This is a genomic window from Streptomyces sp. NPDC020875 (genome assembly GCF_040641415.1).
Lineage (GTDB): Bacteria > Actinomycetota > Actinomycetes > Streptomycetales > Streptomycetaceae > Streptomyces.
The window spans coordinates 40,437-62,249 of the sequence record NZ_JBFADP010000035.1 but is presented as its reverse complement, the minus strand read 5'-3'; the positions used below and the strand labels follow the sequence as shown (position 1 = coordinate 62,249).

The following is a 21,813-nucleotide window of genomic DNA, read 5'->3' as shown; positions in this document are numbered from 1 at the left end:
TCATATGCGCAAGATCTTCGTCGACTGCGGCGCCAACCTCGGAATCGTGCTGAGGCGCTTCATACACGAGCTCCCGGACCACGACTTCTACGCCTTCGAGCCCAATCCGACCCTGCTCCCCTCCATCACGGCGAACGTGGAGCAGGCCCAGCGCGCCGGTCTGGTCGAAGTCTCCCCCAGTGCGGTGTGGACCGAGGACGGCACGATCGACCTCTTCCTCGGCCACCACGAGAGTTCCACCGTGATGCCCGGCAAGCGGGTACCGCCCGTGTACGACCAGCAGATCGACTACAGCTCCCCCGTCACCGTACCGGCGGTGGACTTCAGTGCCTGGCTCCGCCGGACCGTTACGCCGGAGGACCACGTCGTCGTGAAGATGGACATTGAGGGCGCCGAGTACCCCGTGCTCAGGAAGCTGCTCACCGACGGGACGATCGACCTCGTCTCCGTCCTCTACGTCGAGTGGCACCACGACCGCTTCCCCGCCATGAGCCAGGCCGAGCACGACGAGGTGGCCGCCGCCGTCTCCGCACGCGTCGACGTCCGCCACTGGGACTGACCGGAGTGAGGGGACACGAAGCCATGGACACCAAGCGCATCTGCCTGATCAAGCACGGTGAGACGGAGGAGAACCTCCAGGGCATTCACCAGGGCCGCGCGGTCGGCGGCCGGCTCAGCGAGCGCGGACGCGCCGACATCGGGCGGGTCGGCGCCTGCCTCGCGGCGGCCGGAGTCGCCGTGGACCAGATGCTCGTCAGCCCGATGTCCCGTTGCCGGGAGTCGGCCGAGCTCCTCACCGCCGCGCTGGCCCCGGCCGACGTCCGTGTCGACGAGCGTCTGGCCGCCAAGGACAGCGGTCACCTCGGCGGCCGCCCCAGGGAACTCGCCGCCGCCGAGGCCACTCGCCACGGTGTGCCGATCCACCAGCTCCGCACCCCGGGCGGTGAGTCGTCGGAGGACGTCCAGGCCCGTTACGTGGACCTCTGGGACGAGGTCTGCTCCGGCGAGCGGCGAACCACCGTCCTCGTCGGGCACGGTGGGGGCATCGCCTGCCTGCTGCTGTGGCTCACCGGCAACGGCTTCGACCGGTACCTCCAGCACGTGCCCGGGTCCGCCGGGGTCACGTGCGTGGAGATCGGCGGCCCGGCTCCGCGCGTGCGGCTCATGAACGTCTCGCCCGCGGACCTGCCCGTCCTCCTCCACTCCCGTACCGCCCGATGAGAGTCGGGACGGTACGGGGGCGGGGACGCCTGTCAGGCCTCCGGGGCGCCGCCGAAGCGCGCACGGTAGGACTCCAGGTCCTCTTCCGTGATCTTCGCGAAGAGCACCGGCGGCACCGTGAACGCGGTGCCGGCCGGGACGGTGTCCAGGGACTTGGCCTGCTCCGCCGTCACCCAGGTCGCGGTGTCGTTTCCCAGGGCGAAGGCCCCGCGCATGGCGGCGGCCGACGTCGGGATGAACGGCTCGGAGACGACCGCGTACAGGTGGATCAGGTTCATCGCCGTGCGCAGGGTCAGCGCCGCCCCCTCGGGGTCGGTCTTGATCTCCAGCCAGGGGGCCTTCTCCTCCAGGTAGGAGTTGCCCGCGGACCACAGCGCACGGAGGGCAGCAGCGGCCTTGCGGAACTGAAGGGCCTCCATCTGCTCCTCGTACTCGCCGAGCAGACGGGCGATCTCCTCACCCAGCTTGGCCTCCGCCTCGCCGGCGGCGCGGCCGGCCGGGACGTCGTCCCCGAAACGCTTCCGGGAGAACGACAACACGCGGTTGACGAAGTTGCCGAGGGTGTCCGCCAGGTCCTTGTTCACCGTGGCGGTGAAGTGCTCCCACGTGAAGGAGGAGTCGTCCGACTCGGGGGCGTTGGCGATCAGGAAGTAGCGCCAGTAGTCGCCGGGCAGGATCTCCAGGGCCGCGTCGGTGAAGACGCCGCGCTTCTGCGAGGTGGAGAACTTGCCGCCGTAGAACGTCAGCCAGTTGAAGCCCTTGACGACGTCGACCTTCTTCCAGGGCTCGCGCACGCCGAGCTCGGTGGCCGGGAACATCACCGTGTGGAAGGGGACGTTGTCCTTGGCCATGAACTGCGTGTACCGGACGGTGTCGTCGGCCTCGTACCACCACGACTTCCAGTCGCGGGTCTCACTGTCGGAGGCGGCGTCCGCCCACTCCTTCGTCGCGCCGATGTACTCGATCGGGGCGTCAAACCAGACGTAGAAGACCTTGCCCTCGGCCGCGAGCTCCGGCCAGGTGTCGGCCGGCACCGGGACGCCCCACTCGAGGTCGCGGGTGATGGCGCGGTCGTTCAGGCCCTCGGCCAGCCACTTGCGGGCGATGGACGTGGACAGGTGCGGCCACTCCGCGCTGACGGCGGCGATCCACTCCTCGACCTCGTGCTGGAGCTTCGACTGCAGCAGGAAGAGGTGCTTGGTCTCACGGACCTCCAGCTCCGTGGACCCACTGATCGCCGAACGCGGGTCGATCAGGTCGGTCGGGTCGAGCACGCGGGTGCAGTTCTCGCACTGGTCGCCGCGGGCCTTGTCGTAGCCGCAGTGCGGGCAGGTGCCCTCGACATACCGGTCCGGCAGGAAGCGGCCGTCGACCGGCGAGTACACCTGCCGGATCGCCCGCTCCTCGATGAAGCCGTTCTCGTTCAGCTTCCGCGCGAAGTGCTGGGTGATCTCGACGTTCTGCTGCGAGGAGCTGCGCCCGAAGTAGTCGAAGGCCAGCTCGAACCCGTCGTACACGGCCTTCTGCGCGTCATGGGCCTGCGCGCAGAACTCGGCGACCGTCAGCCCGGCCTCCTTGGCGGCCAGCTCGGCCGGCGTGCCGTGCTCGTCCGTGGCGCAGATGTAGAGGACGTCATGACCACGCTGGCGGAGGTACCGGGAGTACACGTCCGCCGGAAGCATCGACCCGACCATGTTGCCCAGGTGCTTGATCCCGTTGATGTAGGGAAGCGCGCTGGTTACCAGGTGTCGAGCCATCCTTGGATGCTCCATTTCGTACGTACGGCGCCGGTGGCGCTGCCACGGCGGGCCCAGGTATGGGAGACCGCAGCCGACGCGATCACTCCGATCGCACGTCGACGTCACCCATAGTGACGGAACGGGACTGCAAGCCGCCACCATCGTATCGAACCGGAGGTGGGGTCAGCCGGTGGGTTTTCCCGCCCCACCCCGCCGCGCCCGAAAAGCACTCGACCGTCCGGGACAGGCGGCCAAGCGAGTCCCGAACGGTCGAGGCGTCCCCCATTTTACGGCCACCACGCACGGCGGATCTCGCGCCGTGCGTACGTCCCGACCACTCGATCCCCAACCCCGAACCGCAGTGAGGTGGACCTCATGAACAGGAACCACGAGCCCCGTCGACTCCGCGTCGTCGTCGTGGGGCAGGGATACGTCGGGCTCCCGCTCGCGGTGCGCGCCGCCGAGATAGGGCACCAGACCGTCGGGCTCGACATCGACGCCGGGCGGATCAAGCGGCTCATGGTCGGCGAGTCGTACGTCGAGGACGTCCCGGACACGAGGCTGGCACCGCTCCTCGCCGCCGGCGTCTACCAGCCGACCGTCGACCCGGCCGACTGCGCTGGCTTCGATGTGGCGGTCGTCACCGTCCCGACACCACTGCGCGACGGTGCACCGGACCTGTCGCACGTCGAGGACGCGGCGCGGACACTCGCCCGCCACCTCACCCGGGGAGCGATCATCGTCCTCGAATCGACCACGTATCCCGGGACGACCGAGGAGGTATTCCGCCCGCTCCTCGAACGAGGCTCCGGCCTGACCGGCGGCCGGGACTTCCACCTCGGGTACAGCCCGGAGCGCATCGACCCCGGGAACCCCACCTGGAGGCTGGAGAACACGCCCAAGGTCGTCTCGGGCATCACTCCGTCATCCTTGGAGGCGGTGCGCGACTTCTACGGCGCCCTGGTGGACACGGTCGTGCCCATGGCCAACTGCAAGGAGGCGGAGCTGACCAAGCTCCTCGAGAACACCTTCCGGCACGTGAATATCGCCCTCGCCAACGAGCTGGCGATCTTCGCCCACGACCTGGGCATCGACGTCTGGGCGGCCATCGACGCGGCGTCGACGAAGCCGTTCGGATTCATGCGCTTCACCCCGGGCCCCGGGGTCGGAGGTCACTGCCTGCCCGTCGACCCGTCGTACCTGTCATGGCGGGTCGAGCGAACGCTGGGGCAGAACTTCCGTTTCGTCGAGCTGGCGAACGATGTCAACAACCACATGCCTGACTACGTGGTCCGACGTCTCGTGGCGGGCCTCAACGACCGCGGGAAGCCCCTCAAGGGCTCCCGGATCCTGCTGCTCGGCCTTGCGTACAAGGCCAACACCGGGGACGCCCGCGAGACGCCGGCGGCCCGCATCGCCGAACTCCTCGTCGGCATGGGCGCCGAGGTCCAGGCCGCCGACCCGCACGTCCTGGAGGACGCCCACCCGCGGGCCGCCGGTTTGGGGGGCCTCCAGCGGGTGGAGGTGACCCCGGGCCTACTCAGGACTGTCGACGCCACGGTCCTCCTCGCGGACCACGATGCCTTCGACTACCCCCTGATCAGCGCGTACTCCCCGTACATCCTCGACTGCCGCCGCCGACTCACCGGCACCCACGTCGACTCGCTCTGACCTGTATGAAGGGAACCACCGTGAAGATCGTGATCACCGGCGGCGCCGGATTCATCGGCAGCAACCTCGTCCGCGCCCTGACCGAGCAGCCCCAGGTCGCCCGACTCCGGGTCGTCGACGACCTCTCCACCGGGCACAAGGCGAACCTCGCCGACCGAGACGTGGAGTTCTTCGAGGGAGACATCCAGGACGCCGCCCTCCTCGACCGGGCGTTTCACGGCGCCGACGCCGTCGTCCACCTGGCCGCGCTCCCTTCCGTACCGCGCTCCCTGCGAGACCCCCTGGCCAGCCATCACGCCAACGCGACCGGCACCCTCCAGGTCCTCGAAGCCGCCCGCCGCGCCGGCGGCCCGCACGTAATCGCCGCCTCCTCGTCCTCCGTCTACGGCGCCAACCCCCACCTGCCGAAGCACGAGGACCTCGCCTCCGCCCCCATGAGCCCGTACGCCGTCACCAAGCTCACGACTGAGGCGTACCTGAGCGCCTACCACCACAGCTTCGACTTGCCGATCCTCCCCTTCCGTTTCTTCAACGTCTACGGCCCCGGCCAGCAAGCCGACCACGCCTACGCCGCCGTCATCTCGAAGTGGATCAGCGCCACACTCGCCGGCCAGCCGGTGACCATCCACGGCGACGGCACCCAGACGCGCGACTTCACCTATGTGGGCACGGTCTGCGACGTCCTCACCGACGCCCTCCTCCGCCGGGTCGTGGACCCCCGCCCAGTGAATCTCGCGTTCGGAAGCCGTACCTCGCTGTTGGACCTGATCAGCGAGATCGAGACGGCGACGGGGCAGCACGTTGCTCAGGAGAACAGGGACTCACGCCCCGGTGACGTACACCACTCGCAAGCCGACGGTGGTCGCCTGCGGGCGCTGTTTCCGGCGGTGAAACCGCTGCCGTTCCAGGAGGGAATCGCGAGGTCTGTGAGGTGGTTCCGGTCCCAGAACAGGGCAATGCCGATCTGAGCAGACTAACCACATCACTGCTGGCGGGATCGCCTACAAGGTGGGGACTCTCGACCCGCGCGCCCGTTTCAACCCCACGACGAGATGCGGTGAGCGATGACAACGACACCGGCATCATCACCGAGGTCACCGGGTTCCTCAGCGATTCGCGCACCGGTCGGGGGGAGTCCGACCAGTGGACGAGGCGAACGACTCAACAGCGAGTCCTGCTGGCGGGCCACAACATCACCATCCGTCACCGACAGTGGTCTGATTTTCCTCGGCAGGCTCTCAGAGCCTTGCGGCTACGTACTGCTTCTTCGGGCTCGGGTGACCTCCACGAGCGCTTCTCCGCCGCCCCGACTGTCCCTCAACAACGCTCGATCACGCAATGCATCAGCCGACCTCCCCGCCGTGGCGCGAAGTAGTGCCCCGGTCCCCAGGTCCGTACCGCCGACCCTTGGGAACAGGGAGGCGAAACGTTCCGGTTCGACGGGCCCGCCGACCGCACAAGGGCCGTTGTCACTGGGGTCGCCTAAAGTCTCTCCCACTCGTCACGGCGCGTCGCCGTTGACAGGTCTCATCAGCGTGCCGTCGGTGCGGCGGTGTCGGGGAACCATGGGGGAACAGCGCATGGGGTGGGTATCCGCGGGCGACTACGAGGTCGCCCTGGAGGCGGGCAAGGTGGTCTGCCGCAACGGGCAGGGCCGGCGGCTGAAAACCGTCCCGGCCAAACTCAAGGAAGATCCGGCGGTCGTCGGTCTGCGGCAGCTGGCCGAGTGGCTGGAACGGCACGAGCGGCGGTGTCTGACCGAGGTCGAGCAGTGGATGATCCGCTCGCTGCCCGTCCCGGCGGCGGTACTCGCCCGGGTCTGGCCCGACCCGGCGTGGCGGGCGGCCCTGCGGGACGTGGTGGTCACCGGCGTGGACGGCGGGGTCGCCGGGTTCCTGCGCGATGTCGACCCCGATCGCGGACTCGGCCTCGTCGACCTGGACGGCGACACGGTCCGCATCACCCCGGACGTCGTCCGTCTGCCCCACCCGGTCCTCCTGGACGACCTGGACGACCTGCGGGAGTTCGCGGTCGAGCTGGAGGTGCGCCAGAACGTGGAGCAGTTGTTCCGCGAGGTGTGGCACCGCCCGGGTGACCTCGTCCCGGACACCACCTCCGTGGACACCTACGCGGGCGGGGTCTTCAAGGAACTCCGCTTTCTGCACGGCCGGGTCACCCAGCTCGGGTACCGGTCGCGCGGCGGCTACGCGGTCTGCCCGGTCGTCGAGGACGGCTCCGCCGTCGAGGCGCGGATCTGGATCGGCGAGCACGACGGCTACGACGCGTACGACACCGAGACGGGCCCCCTGGGCTGGAACGACCCCACCGGACGGGTGCTGACGGCCGCCGAAGTCGGGCCCGTGGCGTGGTCCGAGGGCATGCGCATGGCGGCGGCGCTCTACGCCGGCCGCGATGTGGAAGACGAGGAGCAGGCGGCATGAGCGAGACCACGACCATCCCCACGACCGGCGCGACCGCCGGGCGGGAGTCCCGGTCCGGCCGGGACGACGCGAACCGCGCGGCGGCCCTGCTGGACGCGGGCGCGATCCTCCCCGCCGGGACCACCGACCGGGACGACGCCGACACACTGACCGCCCGTACCTACAGCCACACCGCGCTCGGCGACCGCCCCGTGGTCCGGCTCGTACCGGGCACGCTCGGTGAGGCCGAGGACCTGGCCCTGGAGTTCCTGGGGCTGGCCAGGACCGCCGAGGCCCCCGTCGTGGGGCAGGTGCGCCGCGAGACGCTGGGCTTCCCCGCCTGGGCCCTGGTCAACGACCCGGCCAACGGGCACCACGCCCTGGCCCTGGTCAAGGACATCGAGCGGCTGGGCCGACAGGCCAAGAGCCGCGCCGGAGCGGCCAAGGAGGGCTTCGACGCCCTCGGCACCCGGCTCGGCCGGGCCGTGCCCCATTTCCTCCCCACCTATTACGAGCAGGTGGCGCGCCTCTTCCTGGAGGCCGAGAACACCTCCTACGCCGCGTCCTTCTTCGGCAAGGCCCGTGAGGCCGAGCGGGTGCACGGGCTGACCGTGGACGAGGACCGGCAGCGGGCCGTCTTCCTGGAGTTCGCCTTCGCCGGGGCGCTGACCGTCAAGGCGCTGCGGCAGTACGTACGGGATCTGGTGGCCCGGCTGGCACCGGCGGACGCCTGGGCCCAGTTCCGCCGGCTGCTGGTCGAGCGCTGCGGTGCCGGGATGCCGCCGTACGCGGCACTGCCCCAGGACGTACGCGCCCTGGTCAAGGAAGCCGGACTGGACCGGGAGACCGCCGAACGCGAGCTGGTGGGCGATCTGATCGGCTCGCCGGGCGTCGTCCGCGCCCCCGCCTCGTTCTGGACCGCCTACCGTCCGGCCCTGATCGCCCTCGCCCGGCGGGACGAGGCCGTACGCGTACGGCTCCTCGGGTTCTTCCCGGAGCACTTCGACGAGGGCGACCGGGACGAGGACGAGCGGACCGGCTGGCTCGCGCTGCTGGCGGAGTCCGACGCCGAGGAGTTGCTGACCGCCCTCCCGGACGCCTCCGGCGGCCCGGCGGTCTCCGCCGCGGAGTGGCTCGGCCGCTGGGAGGCGCACCGCAGGCGCAACCGGGCCTTCTGCGGCCGCGGTCCGGAGACCCTCGGCCTCGTCGCCCGGATGGCGGACCGGCTGCGGGCCGACGGGACTCCCGTCGAGCTGTTCCAGGGCCGCTGGCGGCGCACCGCCGACCTGGACCTCCTCGATCTCTGTCTGGCCTCGGACGTCCCGGTCGCCGAACCGGGCGAGGGCGACGGCGACTACATGTCGACGCCGGTACTCCCGCTCGGTACCTGGCTCGCCGACGAGGCGCCCGGCGCGCGGGACCTCGTCGCCGTCGCCGGACAGCCGGTCTTCCGCTCCCTGCTGAGCCGGACCGTCGGCGGCCTCGGCGCCGGACGCGGTCAGCAGGTGAAGGAAGCCGACCTAACGAGGCTGGCGGCGCATCCGGTGCTCTCCGGCATCCTGCGGGAGTGGCTGACCGCCCGCGCGAAGGAGTACACGGAGGCGGTCGGGCTCCCCCGGCTGCTCACCACCTACAACAGGATCTCGGCGTTCCGTCCGGTGGTCGCGGACGTCGCGCCCGAGGCGGTGAAGCTCCTCGAAGGCCATGACGTCGTACCGGTGCTCGCCGCCACGCTGCGGACCGGTGTCCTCGACGAACTGGGCTGGCCCGCACTCGACGAGGCGTACGCCGAGCTGGCCGCCGAGTCCGAGGACGAGGCCGCGCGGCGGGGGCGCCACCGGTCGCGCGGTGTCGGTGTCACCGGCGTCTGGCCGGCGCTGATCCTGAACACCCGGGAACGGGCCGTCGTCGTCGGCCCGGAAGGCGTTCTGCTCCGGCACGAGCTGCGGCTGCCCGCCACCGTCGTCGAGAACGTCGCGCTCTCCTTCCACTACGTCGACGGCGAACTGCTGGTCATCTGGTGGGAGGACGGCAAGCAGCGGGGCTACTGGTCGAACCGTCCCGGCGAGATTTTCGCCGTCGGCGGCGAGCAGATGTCGCGCTGGGGCAACGCCGCCCCGTCCGAAGGGGCCTGTGTGCCGCTGCCCGGCGGTGGCCGCGCCACCGGTGGCAAGGCCCTGCACGCGGGTGACACATCGCTGCCGCCGCAGCGTGCCGTCCTCTCCGACGGCACCGGCTACTGGCGGGCGGGCCGTCAGGGCACCCAGCGGGTATGGCTGGAGTACGACCCGGCCACCGGCGCGCACGGCCGGGCGTCGCTGCCCGCCTTCCTCCGCTCCGGCGTGCTGGACGGCACCCGGCTGCTCACCGAGCGCTGCCAGGTACTGCCGCTCCGGCCCGGACTGGAGAACACACCGCTGGGCACGGACGGTACGGTCCTCGGCCGCTGGGTCCGCCGTACGGTCGCCGAGCCGGGCGCCGCCGCCCCCGCGGGCGGGCACCGGATGGTCGCGGGCACCCCCGACGGGCACACCGTCTCCCTGCCGGTCCCCCTGCCCGGCGGTGGTTCGCCGGTGCCGATCGGCGCCCTCACCCTGCCCGGTGGTTCGCGTCCCGTGCTGGCCGTCACCGGGCGGTCCGTCGAAGCCCACCCGGGCGACACCGACGGCACCGGTGGCGATCTGTGGTCCGTCGTCACCGACTCCGCCGGTCGGGACGCCGCGGCGGGCACCCCCTATGTACCGCCCGTCGTCTACTGGCACGCCCTGCGGCCGCGCGACGAAGCCGGTTCCCACGCCCTGCGGAATCTGACGGATGCCCGGGCGGAGGAACTGGTCAAGGAGGTCGCCATCGCGATCGGCGAGCACTTGGAGGCGTTCCGGGCCGTCGAGAAGTACACCGGCCCCACCTCGCGGGAGCTGACGGAGGAGGCCGTCGCCCGGGTCCTGCCCGAGGTGTCGGACCCGCGGCTGCGGAGCGGGGTCACCGCGACCGTGTGCGACGCGGTGTACCGGGCCACCGCCCTCGTCCGGTATCTGACGCCGCCCGAGCCGGTCCGGGCCGCCGACCCCGGGACCACCGCTCGCACGGAGGGCATGTTCTTCGACCGCTCCCCCGAGCACGCCGACGACCTGACCCTGTCGCTGGCCACCGCCTGGGGCTCGGACCGGCTGTACCGCGGCTGGTGGGGCTCCGACGAGCGGTGGTCGATGATCCGGCAGCTCCTCGCCGTCAACCACGTACTCGGCGGTGAGTCCGCGTACGGCCCGGCCGTGCCGTCCGAGGCCGCGTTCACGCCGGTGGACGGCTGGCGGCGGGACGAGTGCACGGTTCCCGCCCAGTCCCCGGACTGGACGTCGCTGCTCGACGTGCTCCCCGAACTCGCCTACCGGGCCGCGTCGGCGGCCACCTCCCCGGAGCACCGGGCCGGGCTGCTGGTCCTGCTCGACACCCTCGCCGAGGGCCCGCTGGCCGATCCGGCGGGCACCGTACGGCGGATCAAGCTCACCGAGCTGTCCCCCGCCACGGCGTCCGGGCAGCCCGGCCGTAAGACCCCGACCCCGCTCGGCCAGGTGTTCCGCAAGGGCGACCGCACCGTCGTGGTCATCGCCGACGGCGGCTGGAACTCGCTCCGGGGCCAGTCGCGCTGGCTGGCGCTGGACCACGACCCCGCCGGTGACTTCGGGCCCGTTCCCGGCTTCGCCCTGGAGGGCGAGCACGTCTTCCGCCGGGGCACCGCCCCTGAGCGGCTCACCCGGCTCACCGCCCTCGTCCGGGAGCGGGGGCCCGCGCCCTGGCGCCCGGAGGCGGCCGAGGCGTTCCACACGGCCACCGGTATCGGCCCGCTCCAGTCCACGGCCCTGCTCTCCGCCGCCGTCGAGGAACCCGGTGCCGAGGCGCTGGCGCTGCTCGGGGTCAAGACGCGCGCCCTCCAGGACGCCCAGTCGAAACTGGACGCCCTGCCCGCCGCCGACCGGTACGCGGTACGGAAGGCCCTGCTGCCGGCCGACCCGGTCGAGCTGTGGTCCACGGGCCCGGACGTCCCCGCGGCGGCCGGAGTCTGGCGGGAGCGGCTGGGCGCGGTCGTCCGTGTCCCCGAGGAGTTGGAGCTCGATCTGTCGGGCACCACCCAGGGATCCGTCGACCTGGTCCTCAACGCGGCCTCCCGGACCTGGCTGGCCGGGGGCACCCCGATCGAGGACGGCGGCAACCGGCCGGGCCTGCGCCGGGTGAGCGCGTACGGCACGGTCGCCTCCGCCCTGACCGCCCTGCGGACCCTCGCCTACACCCTGCCGTACGGGCACCCGCTGCGGAGCTGCCTGGTCACCGGTCTCGCGGGCCTGCGCCGCCCGTTGCGTGACCCGGAACTGGTGCTGGACCTGGGGTTGCAGTGGACCGACGAGGGCAACCCCATCGGCCCCGTGATCCGGGCCGCCCTTCAGCTTCCGGAGTCCGGCGGCGCCGGGCCCGACGGCCTGGTCCGGGCCGGTAAGGCGCTGCTCCTCTCGCCCGACGAGAGGGGCGGCGAGCGGCTGCTGATCCGCCCGGCGGGTCTGTCCGGCGCCGACGATCCGGCGTTCGGACTGGTCGAGGGTACGGTCCAGCAGTACCGGCGGGACGAGGTCGGTGCCCTGCGCGCCCTGCTGTCGGCGGAGACCGACGCCCTGGTCGCGGCGGGCGCCCCCGACGGCTCCCCCTCTTACCCGGCCCAGGACCCGGCGCGTACGGTGCCGGAGCTGGTGGCCGAGGCCGCCGAAGCACTCGGCCTGGGCGCCGACGCCGCCGCCCTGTATCTGATGCTGCTGGCCCTGCCCGATCCGACGGACCGCAACTGTGTCCGCTGGACGGGGTGGAAGCCGGCCCGGGTCAAGAAGGCGCGGGCGGAACTGGCCGCCACCGATCTGGTGCTGGAGGCCAAGCGCGCCCGCGCCGGGCGGGCCCTCTTCCTGCCCTGCGGCTGGCTGGAGCGCTCGTCGCCCGGTCTGCCGCTGGAGACCTGGAAGGAGAAGCTGTACCCGGTGGCGGGATCCGTACGGACCCTGCCCCACCTCCCCGTGTCCGAGCTGTACGCCACGGCCTGGTCACGGGTGCGCGACGGCGACGCCCCCGCCTTCGAGGAACTGGACACCCGCGCAACCCGGAAGGGCCGCCGCCGATGAGCGACACCACGCACACCACGAATACCGCCAACACCTCTGACACCGCCACCACCGCCGACGCCTCCGCCCTCGCCACGGGCGGGGCCGTCGGTCCGGTGGGCGGGGAGAACCGCCAGGTCGTCCCGCCGGAGGACCGGTACGCCACCGAGCTGGCCTTTCTCGCCGCCCACGACCCGGGGCCGCGGCCGCCCGGCTGGCTGCTCACTCCGCGCGCCGTCGTCACCTTCGTGATGGGCAGCGGGGGCGAGGCACTGGGCCTGCCGAAGGGCGTACGGCCCGGTGCCGGGGTGCCGGGCCGCCTGGTGATCGAGCAGAAGTTCGTCGGCGAGCGCGCCCTGGTCGAGCGGTGCGTGGTCACCCTCGCCGGGGAGCGGGGGCTGCTCCTCGTGGGTGAGCCCGGTACCGCCAAGTCCCTGCTCTCCGAGCTGCTGTCGGCGGCCGTCTGCGGTACCAGCGCGCTCACCGTGCAGGGCACCGCGGGCACCACCGAGGACCAGCTCAAGTACGGCTGGAACTACGCGCTGCTGCTCGCCCAGGGCCCCACCGAGCAGGCCCTGGTGCCGTCCCCGGTGCTCACCGCCATGACCCGGGGCGCCGTGGCCCGGGTCGAGGAGGTGACCCGCTGTCTGCCGGAGGTCCAGGACTCGCTGGTGTCGCTGCTCTCGGAGCGGCGGATCGCGGTACCCGAACTCGCGGGCGGCACGGGTTCGCAGCTGCACGCGGCCCCCGGGTTCACCCTGATCGCCACCGCCAACCTCCGGGACCGGGGCGTCTCGGAGATGTCGGCGGCGCTGAAGCGGCGGTTCAACTTCGAGACGGTGGGCCCGATCGGGGACGCGGACGTCGAGACGGCGCTCGTCCGGAGCCAGTCGCGGGCGGCCGTCGAACGCGCCGGTACCGCCTACCAGGTGGACGACACCGTCCTGGAGGCCCTGGTCACCGCCTTCCGGGATCTGCGCGACGGCCGCTCGGCGGAGGGCTGGGAGGTGGAGCGGCCCTCCACCGTGATGAGTACCGCGGAGGCGGTGTCCGTCGCGGGTTCGCTCGGTCTGGCCGCCGCCTTCTTCCCCGGCGACCGGGACGTCCTCTCCCTCCTCCCCGGCCATCTGCTCGGAGTCGTACGCAAGGACGACCCCGCCGACGCGGCACGGCTGCTGGGGTACTGGGACGGTCCGGTCCGCAGGCGGGCGGAGCAGGGCTCGGCCACCTGGCGTGCCCTGTGGGAGCTGCGCTCGGTGCTGGAGAGCTGACGGATGGAGCGTCCGACGACCCCGGAGGGCGCGGTGGCCGCCCTCGCGGCGACCGGCCCCGGGCTGCCGTATCTGATCGGGGTGCGCCATCACGCGCCCTCGCTCGCCGCCGCTCTCCCGGCCCTGCTGGACGCGGCGGCCCCCGATGTCCTGCTCGTCGAGCTGCCCGCCGACTTCCAGCCCTGGCTGGGCTGGCTGGCCCATGAGGAGACCGAGGCCCCGGTGGCGCTGGCCGCCGTACCCGGGGACGGGAGGGGGGAGGCGGGTGAGCGGGGGCCCGCGTTCTATCCGTTCGCCGACTTCTCGCCCGAGCTGGTCGCTCTGCGGTGGGCGGCGCGGAACGGAGTCCCGGCCGTGGCCTGCGATCTGCCGCTGGCCGACCGCTCCTGTGTCCGGGGCGGTCCGGACGGGGCCGCCGGTACGGGCCCGGCTCCCGGGCCCTCGCCCGTGGCCGGGGAGGGACCCGGGCTGTCCGCCGCCCTGCGGTCCCGGCTCACCGGCCGTGACGGCGACGACCTGTGGGACCGGCTGGTCGAGGCCCCCGCGCCCGGTTCGGCACCCGAGGCGGTGCGCCGGGCCGCGCTGCTCACCGGCTGGGCCATTCGGTACGAGGCCGAGTCGCTGGGCGGCGTGGACGGTACGGACCTGGCGCGTGAGGCGTATATGCGCGTACGGCTCTCCGAGGCGCTGGCGGCCGGGCGGCGGCCCGCCGTGGTGGTGGGGGCCTTCCACACCCCGGCGCTGTTGCCGTCCGCCTCCGCCTCCGCCGGGCCCGCGCCGGGGGAGGCGGACGGCGGCTGGGCTGACGACGCCACCGGTGAGCCGGCGTGCACGGTCTCCCTGATCCCCTACACCTATCCGCTGCTCGACTCGCGGTCCGGCTATCCGTCCGGCATCCGGGACCCGGAGTGGCAGCACACCGTCCTGGAGGCGGCCGGGGACCCGGCCGCCCTTCAGGAGGCGCTGATCCGCACCGCCGTCCGGATCTGCGCCGACCTGCGCGAACACGGTCACCCCTACGGTCCGGCGGAGGGCCGGGAGATCGTCCGGGTCGCCGGGGACCTGGCCAGGCTGCGCGATCTGGCCGCCCCCGGCAGGGGCGAACTCCTGGAGGCCGTGCAGTCGGTACTCGGTCGCGGCGAGACCCATGGCACGGGCCGGGCGGTCGCCCGGGCGCTCGAACGGGTCCTCGTCGGCGTCCGCACCGGACGGCCCGCCTCCGCCGCCCCGCGCGGCGGGCTGGGCCCGGCGGTGGAGGCCGAGACCGCGGCGCTGTCGCTCCCCGGCCCCGGTGACGCGTACGAGAAGACGCCGCGCGATCTCCGGCTCGACCCGGCTCGCTCCGGACTCGACGGACGGCGCGAACTGCTGCTGCGCAGGCTGACGGTGTGCGGTGTCCCCTACGCGCGGGAGCAGGCGGTGACGGGCGCCGGGGGTACGGAGGGACTGACGACGCGCTGGCAGGTGCGGTGGACTCCGGCGACGGACGCGATGCTCACCGCTGCCGGGGCCCGCGGGGTCACCCCCGCCCAGGCGGCCGAGGGCGTGCTGCGGCAGCGGCACGGGACCGAGCGGGCCGAGGGCGGCCCCACCGCCGCCCAGGTCGTACGGGGTCTGACGGAGGCCGTCGAGTGCGGACTGCCCGTACTGGCCGGTGAACGGCTCACCGAGCTGGCGGCCGTCCTCCCGTCCGCCGGGACCCTGCCCGAACTCCTCGCGGGGCTCGACCTCCTGGACCGGATCGCGGCGGGCCATTTGCCGGTCCCGGCGGCCCCCGGCCCCGTGCCGACCCACGAACCGACCGGGGCATCCCCCGATATTGGGGTCGCGGACGCGGTGGAGCTGCTGACGGCCGCGGCCGTCCGGCAGGTCGACGGCCTGACCGGATCCGAGGAGCCCGAGGACGCCCGTGCCCTGCTCGAACTCGCCCAGCGCGCCGACCGGTTGGGCGGCATCCGGCTGACCGACGCCCTCGCCCGGCTGGTCGCGAACGGCACCCCGCTGATCGCCGCCGCCGCCGGAGCCGTCCGGGTGCTCACGGGCCACGACGAGGCGGAGACGTTCGGGGTACGCGTCGCCTCCTGGGTGGACACGGCCGTCGACGGCGCCTCCCGGGCCGCGCTCACCGCCCGTCTCACCGGGGTCCTCACGGCGGCGGGCCCGCTGCTGACCGTCGGCGCCGGGGCCCTGGACCCGCTGCTGCGCCGCGTGGTCGAGCTGGACGACGCCGCGTTCCTGACCCGGCTGCCCGCTCTGCGCGGTGGTTTCGAGACCTTGAGCCCCGTCGCGCGGGACCGGCTGCTGGAGACCGTCGAGGAGCGGCTGGGCGAGCGGGTGGGCGGCCCGGACGCCGAGGACCCGGCCGAACTGGCCCGCCGTACGACCGCCGACCTCGCGGCCCGCGACCTCCTGACCGGCCTCGGCCTGCCCGTATCGGCACCGGCGTACGACGACCCGCCGCCGCTCCCGGCAGATGCCGTCCCCCGACCGGTGGCGACGGCCACGTCCCTGCCCGAACCGCCCGCCACCGGCACGGGCGGCCCGGCCGTCCCGGTCCGGACCCTGGCGCCCGCCGACCGCTGGCGGCTCGTGCTCGGCCGCCGCCCCGACCGGCTGCCGTCCGGCGCCGCCCGCCTGGCGACCGCCCTGGACGAGTTGTACGGCTCGGGACACGGCGAGGGTTCCCGGGGCGGCACGGCCGCCCCCGGGCGCGGTGGACGCGAGGCGCCCTTCCCCGGCGTCCGCGAATGGTCCGAGGAGCTGGCCGCGCTGTTCGGCCCCGGCGTCCGCGAGGAGGTCCTCGCCGCCGCCGCGGCGACCGGCCGGACGGATGTGTTCGGCGCACTCGACCCGGCCGCCGCCACCCCCTCCGTGGAGCTGCTGCGTACGGTCCTGCGCTACGCGGGCGGCCTCCCCGAGGCCCGACTGGCGGCGCTGCGCCCCCTGGTCCGCCGACTGGTCGACGAACTGACCCGGCAGCTCGCCACCCGGCTGCGGCCCGCCCTCACCGGCACGACGACGGCCCGCCCCACCCGCCGCCCCGGCGGACGGCTGGACCTGCCCCGCACCCTGCGCGCCAATCTGGCCACCGCCCGCCGGACGGCCGACGGAACGGTCCGGGTGATCCCCGAGAAGCCGGTGTTCCGCGCCCGCGCCCGCAAGTCGGCCGACTGGCGGCTGATCCTGGTCACCGACGTCTCCGGCTCCATGGAGGCGTCCACGATCTGGTCGGCGCTGACCGCTTCCGTACTGGCCGGGGTGCCGACCCTGAGCACCCACTTCCTCGCCTTCTCCACCGAGGTCATCGACCTCACCGGCCATGTCCACGATCCCCTCTCCCTCCTGCTGGAGGTGAGTGTGGGCGGCGGCACGCACATCGCCGCCGGGCTGCGGCACGCGCGCGGACTCATCACCGTGCCCACCCGCACCATCGTCGTCGTCATCAGCGACTTCGAGGAGGGCGCCCCGCTCGGCGGACTGCTCGCCGAGGTACGGAACCTGGTGGCCACCGGCTGCCATGTCCTCGGCTGCGCGAGCCTGGACGACGCGGGACGGCCCCGCTACTCGACCGGGATCGCCGGACAGCTCGTCGCCGCCGGGATGCCCGTGGCCGCGCTCAGCCCGCTCGAACTGGCCCGCTGGATAGGGGAGAAGACCGGATGACCGCCGTCGAGTTGCCCGCCGTAGCGCCGGAGGTCACGGCCGCCCTGGTGGAGGACCTCTCCCCCCGGCTGCGCAAACGGCTGGACGCGGCGGTCGTCAAGCTCGGCGCCCGCCCGGTCCACCGCGACGGGGACACGGTGACGATCGCGGTCGACGACGAGACCGAATTGCGCCTCCACGCCCCGGGCGGCGTGGTGCGGACGACGGACGCCGTCCACTGCGGCTGCCTCCTCGCCCCCGCCTGTGTCCACCGCGCGGCCGCCGCCTCCGCCGCCCGCACGGCGGATCCGGCGCCCGAGCCCCCGGCGGCGACCGAACCGCCGCCGCGCCCCGGCACCGCCGACCGGCCGGATCCCCCGGCCGGGACCGCGAGCCCGGCCGAACGCGACGCGGCCGACGCCCTGTGGTCGGCGGGGGCCGCCGTGCTGGAGACCGGTGTCGACGGCGCGGGCGCCGTCGCCCAGGCGGCGCTCCTGCGCGCCGCGCACACCGCGCGGCTCCGGTCCCTGCCACGAGCCGCGGGCGCCGCAGTCTCCGTCGTCGCGCTGCTGCGCGCGGCCCGCGCCGGAGACCCCTCGTACCGTACGGCCGACCTCGTGACCGCCCTCGCCGAACTCCTCGGCACCGCGCACCGGGTGGGCACGGCGACCGGGCCGGAACTGGCCGCCGTCAAGGGCCGGGCCCGCCGCCCGTACACCCCCGACGGGTCGCTCCGCCTCTACGGCCTGTTCACCGAACCCGTGGTCACCGACTCGGGCCACGGCGGCGCCCGTACCTGGGTGACCGGGCCGGACGGGCGGCTCTTCACGGTCGGTGACGTGGCACCCGGCGGCGCGGGACGCGCCCTGGGCGTGGCCGACCGTGCCGTTCGGCTCGGGGACAGCGCGCTCACCCACCGGGAACTGGGCCGGGCCGGATTGGCGGTCTCGGGGGCGACGGTCTCCCCGGACGGCCGGCTGGGCGCCGGGAAGGGCGTCAAGGCCGTCTCCGCCAAGGGGGTGTCCTGGACGGAGCCGCCGCTTGCCGGGCTCTGGGAGACAGCGCCGTCCCGACAGGTCGCCAGAGCGCTGGGTGCTGCTTCCTCTGATTCCTCTACTTCCCCCGCTTCCCCTGACGCGGACCAGGTCGGCGGCGGTGACGACCTGCTCTTCCTCGATGTCGAACTGATCGGCGCCGTGAAGGAGTCGGGCGGTATCTGCCTCCTCGCCCGGTGCGACGGCGGGGTCACCGTCCGGCTCACGGTCGCCGACGACGATCCGGCACTGGCCCACCGGGACAACCTGATGCTGCTGGCCACGGCACCGGGGACCCGGCTACGGATCATCGGCCGCCTGATACCCGCCCTCCACCCCCGTCTCACCCTGCTCGCCTGCTCGCATCCGACCGGCGGGGGCACGATCGACCTCGGCTTCGACCGGCTGGGCCGCGCCGACCTCCCCTCCCCCGGCGCCGCCGCGCATCCGGCTCCGTACGAACCAGGCGGATTCGGTGACCACTCGCCCCTGCATCTCCTGGCCCGCCGCGTGGAACAGACGGTCCCGGCGGGGCGCACCGCCCTCGGCATGCTCGGCGACATCTCCGCCGAGAGCCACCGCCTCCGCCGGGCGGGCCTCCCGACGGCCGCCGACCTGCTCGGCGCGCTGTGCGCGTCGGCGGCCCGCCGGGACCGCGACCCCTTCGGCCGCCTGCTGCCCGCCGACACGGACGGCTTCGCCAGACACTGGCTCGCCGCCGCCCGCTATACGTCGGCCGTCTCCGATTCGCTGTGCGTGGCGGCCTGGGAAGCGGGGTGAGGGCCGTTCCGTGACGCTCGGCGGAAGCGGGCGCCGAGCCGCCCGACGGAGATCTGGTGATTCCCCTGTATGACGTCCACGACGGGTCGGGGCGGCCGGGCCCGCCGCGCTCCGAACCGGGGGCGCGGCGGGTTTCTACGGTTCGCCGCTCACCGGCCGAGGTCGGGCGCCGCTCCTCCCCGTGACCCGCCGCCGGCGACCGGAAGGACGTACTCCCCCGCGAGCCGTGCCAGGTGCAGCGGCAGCGGGCGGGCCAGCGGCGGATAGTCGTCGTGGTAGCGGAGCTGATGAGCCAGCGTCGCCCATTCCACCGGCAGATCGACCGGATGCCCCTCGCGCCCCGAGTCCGCCAGGGCCTTCTCCGAGTGACAGCCGAGTACGGTCAGCTCCAAGCGGCCCGGGTTCCAGGCGGTCTTCCCGGGTGCGGTCCGGCCCGCCGCCGTGGGGACCAGCTTCATCAGGCCCTTGGGAAGCTTGGCCGCGGTGTGCGGGGTGGCGGCCGTACTGCCGAAGACCCGGCTCTCCGGATCCCCCGTCCCCCACACTCCCTCGGCGAAGCCGACTCGGCCCTTGCCGTCGTGCGCGTACCACTCCGCGACCTCCTCCCGTCCGTTGGCGTCCCGGACGCAGAGCATCCGCAGCTCGGGCCCGTAGACGGTGAGCCGCTGGTCGGGTTCGGTGCCGCAGCCGAGCATGTCGCGGGTGAGGGAGCCGTTGCGCAGCCGGGGCCAGCACTGGCGCAGATTGCCCGCGTCGACCAGGAGCAGTGTCGGCCGGTCGCGGAGTTGGAAGAGCAGTGTCCGGACCTGGCGTTCGACGTCCTGCCGTTCGCGTTCGGCGGGCCTCGTCTCCTCACCGGTGGTGGCCCGGTCGGCGGGGTCGCCGGTCGTTCCGGTCGCCGGGGTGGCGCCCGGGGTCTCGGAGAGGAGGAGCAGCAGCTTCGCGTACGGCACCCAGTCGGCGCGCTCGGAGTCCCACCCTTCGACGGCCCCGATACCGCCCCCGGCTCCCGGGCGGACCCGCACCGCGACGAGCCGGCGGACCGGGCACCGGGTGGGTCCCTTTCCGGTGAGACGGACCAGCCAGAGCGCCACGTACTGGAGGTCGTCGGGGATACCGGCACCGGCCCGGTGCGCGGGCGGGCTGATCGCGCCGAGTTGCCGGAAGGTGTCCAGCCAGGTCCACCGGGCGCGGTGTTCCATGGCGCTGTCGGTGTCGTCGGACGGATTGACGAACTGGGTCAGCCAGCCCTGCCGAGCCCAGGCGATGCGCAGGGCGTGCTTGGGGTCGGAGTCCGGGACGGCGGCGAATCGGTCCTTGCCCGCGATCTCCGCGATCACGACTCCGGGGCCGCCGCGGAGTGCGGACGTCCGGTCGGCGACCAGTTCGCACCGGCCTTCGACGGCCTCGGCGAACCGGACGGCTCGCGGACGCCCGCGGTCCCGCGAGACCGGTAGCGCTTCGGCCAGCGGCCCGGCGGGCCGGGTCCGGACGCGGATCTCCAGTCCGCCGTCGCTCCACCGGTGGTCGTCGCCGGCTTCCGGGTCCGCGGGCTCGCAGGGTCCCAGTCCCAGGAGTTTCGGCAGCTCCGCGAGGAGCGCCGCCCGGGTGTCCGGGGACTGCCAGTGGAGTTCGACCTCCAGCGGGCGGCCGTTCAGCGCCCGGGTCAGTTCGGCCCTGCGCCGCGCGACCATCAGGGACTCCCGGGTGTCCGGGGCGTCACCGCGTGTACGCGGCAGCAGTACCGGGGTGTTGCGCCGGGTGACCCGGGTGAGGTCGTCGACCCGGCGGAGCATCGGGCGCATTCCCTCCTCGACCCAGGCGTCCAGCTCGGCCCGTTCGCCGGGCATGAGTCAGGTGCCGACCGAGTGGGGGCCGACCGACGGGTGGTAGACGATCCCCGCCGCCACGTCCCCGGACCCGTTCAGCCAGCGCTCCGGGTCGGTGAAGAGTTCCTCGGGCTCCGGATAGCGGCGCACGATGTCCAGTTCGGGCATGAGCAGTACGGGGCTGCGCCGGCGCCACGCGAGTGCCTGGCGACGCCGGTCGTAGCCGAGGGTGTTCACCAGCAGCCGATGGCCCCGGTCGGGGCCTTCGGGCCAGGGCAGCGGGGCGTCCAGCAGGACGGTCGCCCCGCCGAGTTGACGGGGGCGGAGGTCGAACCGGGTGGCCCACCGGCGTACCTGGGTGGAGACATGGACCCGGAACCGGTCGGCGAACGGAACCGTGTGGACGGTGATGCTCAGACAGGCCGAGTAGTACCAGGTCCGCTTGCGGTGTTCGTACCGCTGGGGCGGCCAGGAGACGAGCCTGGTTCCGTCCGCCGTGCTCTCGACCCGGAAGCGGAGGGTGACGCCACCGGTCCGGAACGGGCGGGCGGCCAGCCGGAAGGCGATCCACTCCGGCAGCAGATGGTAGAGACGCGGGGCGGGTTCGGCGGTTCCGCCCGCGGAGGTCGTGGTTTCGGTGAGGTCGATCGGCTCGGTCTGCCAGCGGGGCAGCAGGCCCGGAGCGGCCGGGTCGTCGGTGAGCAGCCGGTCCTCCAGCTCCGCGCCGTCGTCGTCCTCATCCGGTACGAGTCCGGCGGCCCAGGTACCGATCAGTGGCGCGAGTACCTCCGGCGGGACGACTTCGCGTGAGTAGAGCCAGGGCAGCCGACCGTCCGAGCCCGCACCACGACCGGTCGCGACCACGCCCGGCGCCATCGCCTGGAGCATGGAGTTGAGCCGCCGTACGGGCAGGTGGCGGATACGGTCCGCCTCTTCGCCGGGCCGGGTGTGGATCCGGGTGAGTTCGGTGTGCAGGTCCTCGCCGAGCCGGAGGACGTACGGCTCCTCCCGCCACGGTCCATGGCGGGGGTCGGGTTCATAGGCGGTGGAGCGAATGGTGGGATACAC

General features: G+C 73.4%; 12 protein-coding genes. 9 read left to right on the top strand and 3 right to left on the bottom strand.

Translation table 11 applies throughout. The features are described from left to right. The first annotated feature begins 4 nt into the window (after positions 1–4). The gene (locus tag AB0G74_RS20990; RefSeq protein ID WP_361148385.1) at positions 5–559 is read left to right on the top strand and encodes an FkbM family methyltransferase; all 555 of its coding nucleotides are present in this window, start codon (positions 5–7) and stop codon (positions 557–559) included. 23 nt (positions 560–582) lie between these two features. Next, positions 583–1,221, top strand: coding sequence for a histidine phosphatase family protein (locus AB0G74_RS20985; protein WP_361148383.1), 639 nt, complete (start codon positions 583–585; stop codon positions 1,219–1,221). A 32-nt stretch (positions 1,222–1,253) separates the two neighbouring features. Here AB0G74_RS20985 and metG read toward each other — a convergent pair whose 3' ends face one another. After that, positions 1,254–2,978: a methionine--tRNA ligase gene (metG, locus tag AB0G74_RS20980; RefSeq protein ID WP_361148381.1), complete on the bottom strand. Its 1,725-nt coding sequence runs from the start codon at positions 2,976–2,978 to the stop codon at positions 1,254–1,256. A 357-nt stretch (positions 2,979–3,335) separates the two neighbouring features. Here metG and AB0G74_RS20975 point away from each other — a divergent pair, with 357 nt between their 5' ends. The 7 genes from AB0G74_RS20975 to AB0G74_RS20945 all read left to right on the top strand — a co-directional run bounded on the left by AB0G74_RS20975 (position 3,336) and on the right by AB0G74_RS20945 (position 18,916). Continuing rightward, complete coding sequence (locus tag AB0G74_RS20975) at positions 3,336–4,631, top strand: nucleotide sugar dehydrogenase (RefSeq protein WP_361148379.1); 1,296 nt, start codon at positions 3,336–3,338, stop codon at positions 4,629–4,631. A gap of 20 nt (positions 4,632–4,651) precedes the next feature. Further along, complete coding sequence (locus AB0G74_RS20970) at positions 4,652–5,599, top strand: NAD-dependent epimerase/dehydratase family protein (RefSeq protein WP_361148423.1); 948 nt, start codon at positions 4,652–4,654, stop codon at positions 5,597–5,599. Positions 5,600–6,211: 612 nt separating this feature from the next. Continuing rightward, complete coding sequence (locus AB0G74_RS20965) at positions 6,212–7,072, top strand: DUF4132 domain-containing protein (protein WP_361148377.1); 861 nt, start codon at positions 6,212–6,214, stop codon at positions 7,070–7,072. After that, complete coding sequence (locus AB0G74_RS20960) at positions 7,069–12,210, top strand: hypothetical protein (RefSeq protein WP_361148375.1); 5,142 nt, start codon at positions 7,069–7,071, stop codon at positions 12,208–12,210. The genes AB0G74_RS20965 and AB0G74_RS20960 overlap by 4 nt, the downstream gene beginning before the upstream one ends. Then, positions 12,207–13,460, top strand: coding sequence for an AAA family ATPase (locus tag AB0G74_RS20955; protein ID WP_361148373.1), 1,254 nt, complete (start codon positions 12,207–12,209; stop codon positions 13,458–13,460). The genes AB0G74_RS20960 and AB0G74_RS20955 overlap by 4 nt, the downstream gene beginning before the upstream one ends. Positions 13,461–13,463: 3 nt before the next feature. After that, positions 13,464–17,123, top strand: coding sequence for a DUF5682 family protein (locus tag AB0G74_RS20950; protein WP_361148371.1), 3,660 nt, complete (start codon positions 13,464–13,466; stop codon positions 17,121–17,123). Then, on the top strand, positions 17,120–18,916 hold the full coding sequence (locus AB0G74_RS20945) for a hypothetical protein (RefSeq protein ID WP_361148369.1): 1,797 nt from the start codon (positions 17,120–17,122) through the stop codon (positions 18,914–18,916). The genes AB0G74_RS20950 and AB0G74_RS20945 overlap by 4 nt, the downstream gene beginning before the upstream one ends. Before the next feature lie 149 nt (positions 18,917–19,065). Here AB0G74_RS20945 and AB0G74_RS20940 read toward each other — a convergent pair whose 3' ends face one another. Then, the gene (locus AB0G74_RS20940; RefSeq protein WP_361148367.1) at positions 19,066–20,766 is read right to left on the bottom strand and encodes an RNaseH domain-containing protein; all 1,701 of its coding nucleotides are present in this window, start codon (positions 20,764–20,766) and stop codon (positions 19,066–19,068) included. Between the two features lie 3 nt (positions 20,767–20,769). Then, positions 20,770–21,813, bottom strand: a complete 1,044-nt coding sequence (locus tag AB0G74_RS20935; RefSeq protein WP_361148365.1) for a DUF3962 domain-containing protein — start codon at positions 21,811–21,813, stop codon at positions 20,770–20,772.